The 7,340-nt window shown below is 61.6% G+C and carries 8 protein-coding genes; 6 read left to right on the forward strand and 2 right to left on the reverse strand.

The features are described from left to right. Positions 1 to 53 precede the first annotated feature (53 nt). The 6 genes from PQR02_RS39015 to PQR02_RS39040 all read left to right on the forward strand — a co-directional run bounded on the left by PQR02_RS39015 (position 54) and on the right by PQR02_RS39040 (position 5,257). Entirely contained in the window at positions 54 to 944 is an 891-nt protein-coding gene (locus PQR02_RS39015) for an ABC transporter ATP-binding protein (protein WP_408243168.1), read from the forward strand. Between the two features lie 22 nt (positions 945 to 966). Then, positions 967 to 1,416 (forward strand): cyanase, encoded by a 450-nt coding sequence (gene cynS, locus PQR02_RS39020; RefSeq protein ID WP_408243161.1) that lies wholly within the window; start codon positions 967 to 969, stop codon positions 1,414 to 1,416. A gap of 24 nt (positions 1,417 to 1,440) precedes the next feature. Beyond that, positions 1,441 to 2,325, forward strand: coding sequence for an MBL fold metallo-hydrolase (locus PQR02_RS39025; RefSeq protein ID WP_408243162.1), 885 nt, complete (start codon positions 1,441 to 1,443; stop codon positions 2,323 to 2,325). Positions 2,326 to 2,519: 194 nt separating this feature from the next. Further along, on the forward strand, positions 2,520 to 3,326 hold the full coding sequence (locus PQR02_RS39030) for a sulfite exporter TauE/SafE family protein (protein WP_408243163.1): 807 nt from the start codon (positions 2,520 to 2,522) through the stop codon (positions 3,324 to 3,326). Positions 3,327 to 3,429: 103 nt separating this feature from the next. After that, positions 3,430 to 3,990, forward strand: coding sequence for a DsrE family protein (locus tag PQR02_RS39035; RefSeq protein WP_408243164.1), 561 nt, complete (start codon positions 3,430 to 3,432; stop codon positions 3,988 to 3,990). Between the two features lie 172 nt (positions 3,991 to 4,162). Continuing rightward, positions 4,163 to 5,257 carry a TQO small subunit DoxD gene (locus PQR02_RS39040; RefSeq protein WP_408243165.1) on the forward strand — a complete coding sequence of 365 codons (1,095 nt, stop codon included), beginning with the start codon at positions 4,163 to 4,165 and terminating at the stop codon, positions 5,255 to 5,257. Between the two features lie 591 nt (positions 5,258 to 5,848). On the opposite strand, the gene PQR02_RS39045 is transcribed toward PQR02_RS39040, so the two are convergent. Beyond that, entirely contained in the window at positions 5,849 to 6,127 is a 279-nt protein-coding gene (locus PQR02_RS39045; protein WP_408243166.1) for a hypothetical protein, read from the reverse strand. Between the two features lie 63 nt (positions 6,128 to 6,190). Beyond that, the coding region (locus tag PQR02_RS39050; protein WP_408243167.1) for a helix-hairpin-helix domain-containing protein at positions 6,191 to 7,340 on the reverse strand (1,150 nt) is incomplete at its 5' end.

Here is a 7,340-nt window from a genome sequence, read left to right on the forward strand (position 1 = left end):
CTAAGTCCAATGCCCAGACGTCCGGCGAGACGAGTTTCGTCAGCGTCGAAGGATTGACCAAGCGCTATCGCGACGACCTGCCGCCGGTGTTCGAAAACGTCAGCTTCAAGATAGAGCAGGGCGAATTCATTTGCGTAATCGGCCATTCCGGCTGTGGCAAAAGCACCATCCTGAACGTGCTGGCTGGTCTCGAACCGCCCAGCGAGGGGCACGTGATCGTGCGCAATCGCGAAATTTCCGGACCCGGGCTCGATCGCGGCGTGGTGTTCCAGAACCATGCGCTGTTGCCGTGGATGACCGTGGAAGGCAACATCGCGTTCGCGGTGCGCTCGCGCTATCCGGACTGGACACGCGAGCAGATCGCCGAGCACGGCAAACGTTTCATCGAGATGGTCGGCCTGAAGGGCGCTGAAAAGAAGAAGCCGTCGGAGTTGTCTGGCGGGATGAAGCAGCGCGTCGGCATCGCGCGGGCGTTTGCGATCGAGCCGCGCATGCTGCTGCTCGACGAGCCGTTCGGCGCCCTCGACGCGTTGACGCGCGGTGTGATCCAGGATGAATTGCTGAAAATCTGCACCGCGACGCAGCAGACCGTATTCATGATCACGCACGACGTCGACGAAGCGATTCTGCTGTCGAACAAGATCATGCTGATGAGCAACGGGCCGCGCGCCCGGATCGCCGAGATCGTCGTCAACACGCTGCCGGCTAACCGTCAGCGCGAGACAATGCACCATGACCCGCAGTTTTATCGAATCCGCAATTATCTGGTCGACTTTCTGGTGCGGCGTTCGAAAGAACTGAGCGCCTCCCACGGCGACCGACCCGATACCGGACGCGTGGCCGCCGCCACAACGCGGCTCGTTTATCCCGGGCTCGATGACGGCGCAGCCGCGTCGGCCTCAATCGCGCGGGCTGCCGGACCCAATCTCAAGGCAATTGCCTGATTTCTTACCCAAGGAGCCACCTATGATTTCCAGCCGCAATGAAGTAACGCAGATGATCGTTTCCGCCAAGGTCGCGAAGGGCCTGAGGTGGAGTGAGATTGCCGGGAAGATCGGCCAGAGCAAGGAGTGGACGACGGCCGCGTGCCTCGGCCAGATGACCTTCAGCAAGCAGCAGGCCGAGATTGCCGGCGAAATTTTCGGGCTGCCGGACGAGGCCGTCGCGTGGTTGCAGATCGTGCCGTACAAGGGTTCGCTCGAGACTGCGGTGCCGACCGATCCGTTGATCTACCGCTGGTACGAAATCGTCAGCGTGTACGGCACCACGATCAAGGAACTGATTCATGAAGAGTTCGGCGACGGCATCATGAGCGCGATCGATTTTTCGATGGATATCCAGCGTCAGGCCGATCCGAAAGGCGACCGCGTCAAGGTGCTGCTGTCTGGCAAGTTCCTGCCGTACAAAACGTATTAACCGCGTTCTTTCCTTGGCCTCAATATGAATACCGCGAGCCCGATGCTGATCGAAGGCTTCTTCGACCCCCCCACCTGGACGGTCAGCTACCTTTTGCTGGATGTTCAAACGGGCGACTGTGCACTGATCGACAGTGTGCTCGACTATGACCCGAAGTCAGGCCGTACCGGCACGACGGCAGCCGAGAGGCTCATAGCTCGCGTTCATGAGCTTGGTGCGAAGGTCCAGTGGCTTCTCGAAACCCACGTGCATGCCGACCATCTGTCCGCCGCGCCCTACCTCAAGGAAAGACTCGGCGGAAAGATTGCGATCGGCGAGCAGGTGACGCGCGTGCAAGACGTGTTCGGCAAGCTGTTCAACGCAGGTTCGCTATTCGCGCACGATGGCAGCCAGTTCGATCATCTGCTCTCCGACGGCGAGTGTTTCGCCGTCGGAGCGTTGCAGGCGCGCGCCATCCATACCCCGGGCCATACGCCGGCCTGCATGACCTATGTGGTCAGCCACGGCGCGCAGAGCGTCGCCTTTGTCGGGGACACCCTGTTCATGCCCGACTACGGTACCGCGCGCTGCGACTTTCCCGGCGGCGACGCCCGTACGCTTTACCGGTCAATCAACAAGGTGTTGAGCCTGCCGGCGGACACCAAGCTGTACATGTGCCACGACTACCAGCCGGGCGGGCGCCCTTTGCAGTTTGTCAGCACGGTAGCGGAGGAACGCGAACACAACGTCCATGTACGCGGCGGTATCGGCGAGGACGCCTTCGTTGCGATGCGTACCGCGCGCGACGCGACACTCAACATGCCGGTGCTGATGTTGCCGTCAGTGCAGGTCAACATGCGCGCGGGACATCTGCCCGATCCGGAAGATAACGGGGTGCTGTATCTCAAGATTCCCCTCAACGCAATCTGAACGGGCGGCCGTAGTTAATAGAAGCAACACGAGCAGCCGCTGGACATCACGAGACTGATGCCCGGGCTGGCGGTATCGCAACAGGTTGCCGCATCCGACCTGCAAACAATCAAGGCCGCTGGCTTTCGCGCCATCGTCTGCAATCAGGCCGGCTGGGCTAACGCGACGGTGGCTAACAACCTGTCCGATTTCTCATGCTAACTTCACTTATCCTTGGCGCCATCGTTGGCGCGGTGCTCGGCCTGACCGGCGCGGGCGGCGGCATACTGGCCGTTCCGGCGCTGGTGGCCGGCATGGGCTGGCCGATGCAGCAGGCGACGCCGGTCGCGCTGGTCGCCGTGGCCGGCAGCGCTGCTATCGGTGCGCTTGAAGCATTCCGGCAGCGGCTCGTCCGTTACCGCGCCGCGCTATTCATGGCCGCGGCTGGTGTGCCACTGACCTTGCTCGGTGTGCGCCTCGCGCATGCGTTACCACAACGCGTGCTATTGGCGCTGTTTGCCACCGTCATGCTGGTGGTGGCCGGACGGCTGTTATCACAGGCTTTGCGGCGGGGGCGACCGGACCGCGTGGACTCACGGTTTTGCGTCGCCCGCATCAATCCCGACACTGGGCGGCTGATCTGGTCATGGACCACGGGCGCCGCACTTGCGGCAACCGGCGCGTTGACCGGGCTGATGACGGGACTGCTCGGGGTGGGCGGCGGCTTCATCATCGTGCCCATGCTGCGCAAGCTGACCAACGTGTCGATGCACGGCATCGTCGCCACGTCGCTGATGGTGATCGCGCTGGTCGGTAGCGGCGGTGTCGTCGCGACGGTACTGCACGGCGCGCCGTTGCCGCTCGACCCGACGCTGTGGTTCAGCCTGGCGACGGGCGCCGGCATGGTGACCGGGCGGCTGGTCTCGCACCGTCTCTCCGCGCAGCATGTACAGGTGGGTTTCGCGGGAGTGTTGATCTGCGTGGCGCTTGGGATGATGGCGAAGGCTGGACTAGGGGGGTGACTCTCGTTGGCCACACCTGAGGAACGGTCATATCTATCTATCTCGGGGCTGCACCATCTCTGCTTCCGACCATTGTGCGACTTTAGTGAAACCGCGATCAATCATGTACAAAGTTAAAAGTTTCGTAGCTACCGTAGCGCTCGCTGCCGCTTCGTTGTCCGTCCATGCAGGCACGATGGATGCGCCCGACTTCTGGACCACACCGACCGTTCACGATTACGGCAAGATGCATTTTCTTCCGAACGGCGCTTTCAAGCCGCAACCGGGTCACACCTACAAGGTGGTCTTCTCTTTGACGCAGGGGGCCAAGGATCCCGATGAGGTGAGTCCGGCGCTTGATCACGTCGCGCGCGCGGTGAATCTCTACGTGGCGTCGGGCGTACCGCTGAGCAGGCTTAAATTCGTCGCAGTCGCTTCTGGTTCGGCTACATCGTTGGCGCTCGACGACGCGCACTATCGTGTGCAGTTCGGTGTGCCTAACCCCAATCTGCCGTTGATTGAGCTGCTCAGGAAGGACGGCATCACGATCGCGGTGTGTGGCCAGGCCATGGCAGAACACCACTTCGAGTATGACTGGATCGACCCCAGAGTAACACTGTCGTTGTCCGCACTGACCACCGTGACAACCCTGCAGCAAGCAGGTTACGCGCTAATGCCGCTCTGACCAACGGCGCGGGATGTACCAGGGGCAGCACATTGTTCGATGTCGCTGTTCCCTGAGTGGGATACTTTGGACTCCCAGCGAATCCTGCGTCGAAGGTCGACACCGTACCGACCCGCGACGGCGCGTGCGTGCCGTGAACCGTCTCCCTCCAAGAATCTGGAAATGCAATATCATGGCAACCTTCCCACTAGACACGTCGACTGCCGGTGCCCAGCGCAACGACGCATTTCGAAGCTGGCGATTGGCCGGCATCGCCCTGCTTGCCACGCGTTTTATACAAGGGTTTATCTATTGGGGCGGTGGCTCGCGACGCTTCATCTATGGGCCAAGCAAGCTGGATCCGCACGCGCCACACTGGATGGCATATAAGTTTCAGTCGGCAATGCCGGGCGCACTATTTGGGCTCGATCATCTGATCGCGTTTATGCTCCAGCATTTCTACGTACTTTACGTGGGCGTAATACTGTTCAGCGCGGCAGAACTGGTGTTCGGCCTTATGTTGATGGTTGGGCTGCTCACGCGCCTGGCGGCGCTGGTTTCGATGTTGCTGTCTGTTGTGCTGATGGCACTGTTCGGCTGGCAGGGCGCGACTTGCATCGATGAATGGACCATGGCTGCCTGCAATCTTGCAATGGGCACCACCTTGTTGCTGGCTGGCGGCAGCGCGTATTCAGTCGATAACGTGCTGCTTCGCATCAGACCGGCGCTCGCCGACAAGCCCTGGTTTCAATGGATCGGGGGCAGTCTGCCGCTACCGCAGAAGGATCGTGGGTTTCGCACTCTCGCGTTGACATTGTTCGCTTTTGTCGCGGTGTACAACATTGGTACCTACAGCTACTTTCGCGGTTCAGTGGTAACGCCCTTTCACAACGGCCCGGTTAGCCCGACAGTCCACCACCTGACGATGCGAGACGGAAAATTGCTGGCGGACGGTCAGGTCAGCTTCCACGTCTACCTGGACGGGGGTACGCCTGAAGCATCCGTGCACGTCGTTGACGCGGCATTACTGAGCCCAGACCATACCGTTGTCGAGCACTGGGATGCTTCTGCGCTGTCAAAATTGCCTACGGGTGCGTTCGCCAATGATTTCGCCTACAACCGGTTTGCCGCGGGTCCTTACGGCATTCGTGCGTCGATGGGCGCGGCAGCAACGGTCACGCTACCACCGGTCCCTCATCCCAACGTGTCCCCTGGGACGCTCGCCACTTTGCGGCTGATCGACGTCGATGGCCGATCGTTCACTACCCAACTAGAAAGTATTCGTTGAATAATTTGGCAATCGGTTTTCATACTCAAACCTCGAACAGAAGGGGTACGCGCTAATGCATTGCAGCGCCCGACGTGCGAGATATATCAGGTCGTTTGCCGATGACCTGCGGGGAGACTGGAACGAATGGCCGCTGTACCACTGAAAGCTGCCGATTAGGTAGCTCGGGGTCCACCGTCCCTTGTGGGTCCGTCACGAACATTCGTCGGTGACTTTTCGTCCGGCATCCGAGCGCGGGCTTTGGGGTCGCCACGTGCAACGGCGAGTCATCGCGGTCGCCAGATGCGCGGTCCGACGAGTGGCGTCACTCGCCAAAATTCGCCGGCTCGCGATGCGGTCGCATAAGGCGTGCGGAACGCCCCGAGCTTGACCAGAGTGGAACCGCTCGTGCTCGTGTACTTGAAGCCCATGTGGATGAGGGCTTCAGTGCAATAACGGCGGCGGAGCGTTGCATAGATTTTCGGTTGTCGTCGACGCATAAGTGAGGTCTGCTATGGTTGGCACAACCCCGTTTTACAGCAGACCGCGGCGTGTCAAGGCAGCGCCGTCGTTGCGAAAAGGTGCCGATAGTGCAGCGTACGTTTGGCTTCGTCATAGCTGCCGCTGCCGCGACACCCAGTCGCGAACTTCGGCGCGCGAGCCGTACCTCGGTTCCGTCAGCCATGCCTCAAAAGCCTCTCGCCGCTCTTGCCATTCGCAATCGTTGAGATCGAATTCCTCATCCACCCGCCCGGTGTTGTCGTCGCGTAAATGAGCGAAGACGACATCCTTGCTGTTCCACCACGCGACACATAGGTCGTCGAGCTCTGCGACTGTTCCAGGCGGAAGGTCACGCAGCAGCATCCCCACTTGCAGCTCGAACGCCAACACCGCAACCTCGTCGTCCTCTCGCCTCTGCGGCTCGCTTTGTAACTCGCCCTCGCCACGTTGGATTCAGTGGAAATTTCTGCTCGCCGTCGGCAGTTCCCCAAGCAGGTGCGACACGTCAACAAGCCGTTGTGCAACGAGATGCTTCACGTCGCCCTGGCGCTGCCACACGCCGTAGACCGCAAGCAATGACGAGCCGAGCGCCTCGCGCCGCTGCCGCTCGAGCACCGACTGCCAGATGATCACGTTGACGGACCCCGTCTCGTCCTCGAGGGTCATGAACGTGACGCCGTTCGCCGTGCCGGGGCGCTGACGTACCGTGACAATTCCGCAGGCCCGCGCGAGCTGGCCGTCGCGGTAGCGCATCAGCGCTTCGGCGGGCATCAGGCGCATCGACAGCAGCTTCTTGCGCAGCAGGGCGAGTGGGTGGCGGCCGAGCGTCAGGCCGGTCGAACGGTAGTCGGCGATCAGGTCCTGTCCTTCCGTCGGTGCCGTCAGCGCCGGCGCGTCTTCCTCGCGCGATGTCGCGCGCAACAGGTCCTTGTCCGGGACGGCCGCGACGGCGGCCCACAGCGCCTGCCGCCGGTCACCGGCGAGCGGTTTCAATGCATTGGCGGCCGCGAGCACCTGCAGGTCATGGCGATCCAGCTGTGAGCGGTTCGCGAGATCCGCGACATCGCGGAACGGCCGCATCGCACGCGCCGCTTCGATGCGCCGCGCGGTTTCCTCACGCATGCCACGGATTACGGACATGCCGAGACGCACCGGCGCCATGCTGCCTTCGCCTTCCATCGTTGAATCCCAGCCGCTGATGGTCACGTCGACGGGCAGCACGCCGACGCCGTGGCGCTTTGCATCCTGAACCAGTTGCGACGGCGAGTAGAAGCCCATTGGCTGGCTGTTGAGCATCGCGCACAGGAACGCGGTCGGCTCATGGCGCTTCAGCCAGCAGCTTGCATAGACGAGCAGCGCGAAGCTCGCCGCGTGGCTTTCGGGAAAGCCGTATTCGCCAAATCCCTGGATCTGCGCAAAGATCGATTCGGCGAACTCGCGGTCGTAGCCGCGCTGGAGCGTCCCTTCAACGATGCGGTCGTGATAGTGCTGCAGTCCGCCCTTGCGCTTCCATGCGGCCATCGCGCGGCGCAGCTGGTCCGCCTCGCCGGCGCTGAAACCTGCCGCGAGCATTGCGACCTGCATCACCTGCTCCTGAAAGATC

Source organism: Paraburkholderia sediminicola (assembly GCF_046026895.1).
Classification (GTDB): Bacteria; Pseudomonadota; Gammaproteobacteria; order Burkholderiales; family Burkholderiaceae; genus Paraburkholderia; species Paraburkholderia sediminicola_C.

Excerpts from the sequence above, each read along its gene's own strand:
- cynS (WP_408243161.1), top strand. The coding sequence starts at position 967 with ATGATTTCCAGCCGCAATGAAGTAACGCAGATGATCGTTTCCGCCAAG.
- PQR02_RS39025 (WP_408243162.1), top strand. The coding sequence starts at position 1,441 with ATGAATACCGCGAGCCCGATGCTGATCGAAGGCTTCTTCGACCCCCCC.
- PQR02_RS39030 (WP_408243163.1), top strand. The coding sequence starts at position 2,520 with ATGCTAACTTCACTTATCCTTGGCGCCATCGTTGGCGCGGTGCTCGGC.
- PQR02_RS39035 (WP_408243164.1), top strand. The coding sequence starts at position 3,430 with ATGTACAAAGTTAAAAGTTTCGTAGCTACCGTAGCGCTCGCTGCCGCT.
- PQR02_RS39040 (WP_408243165.1), top strand. The coding sequence starts at position 4,163 with ATGGCAACCTTCCCACTAGACACGTCGACTGCCGGTGCCCAGCGCAAC.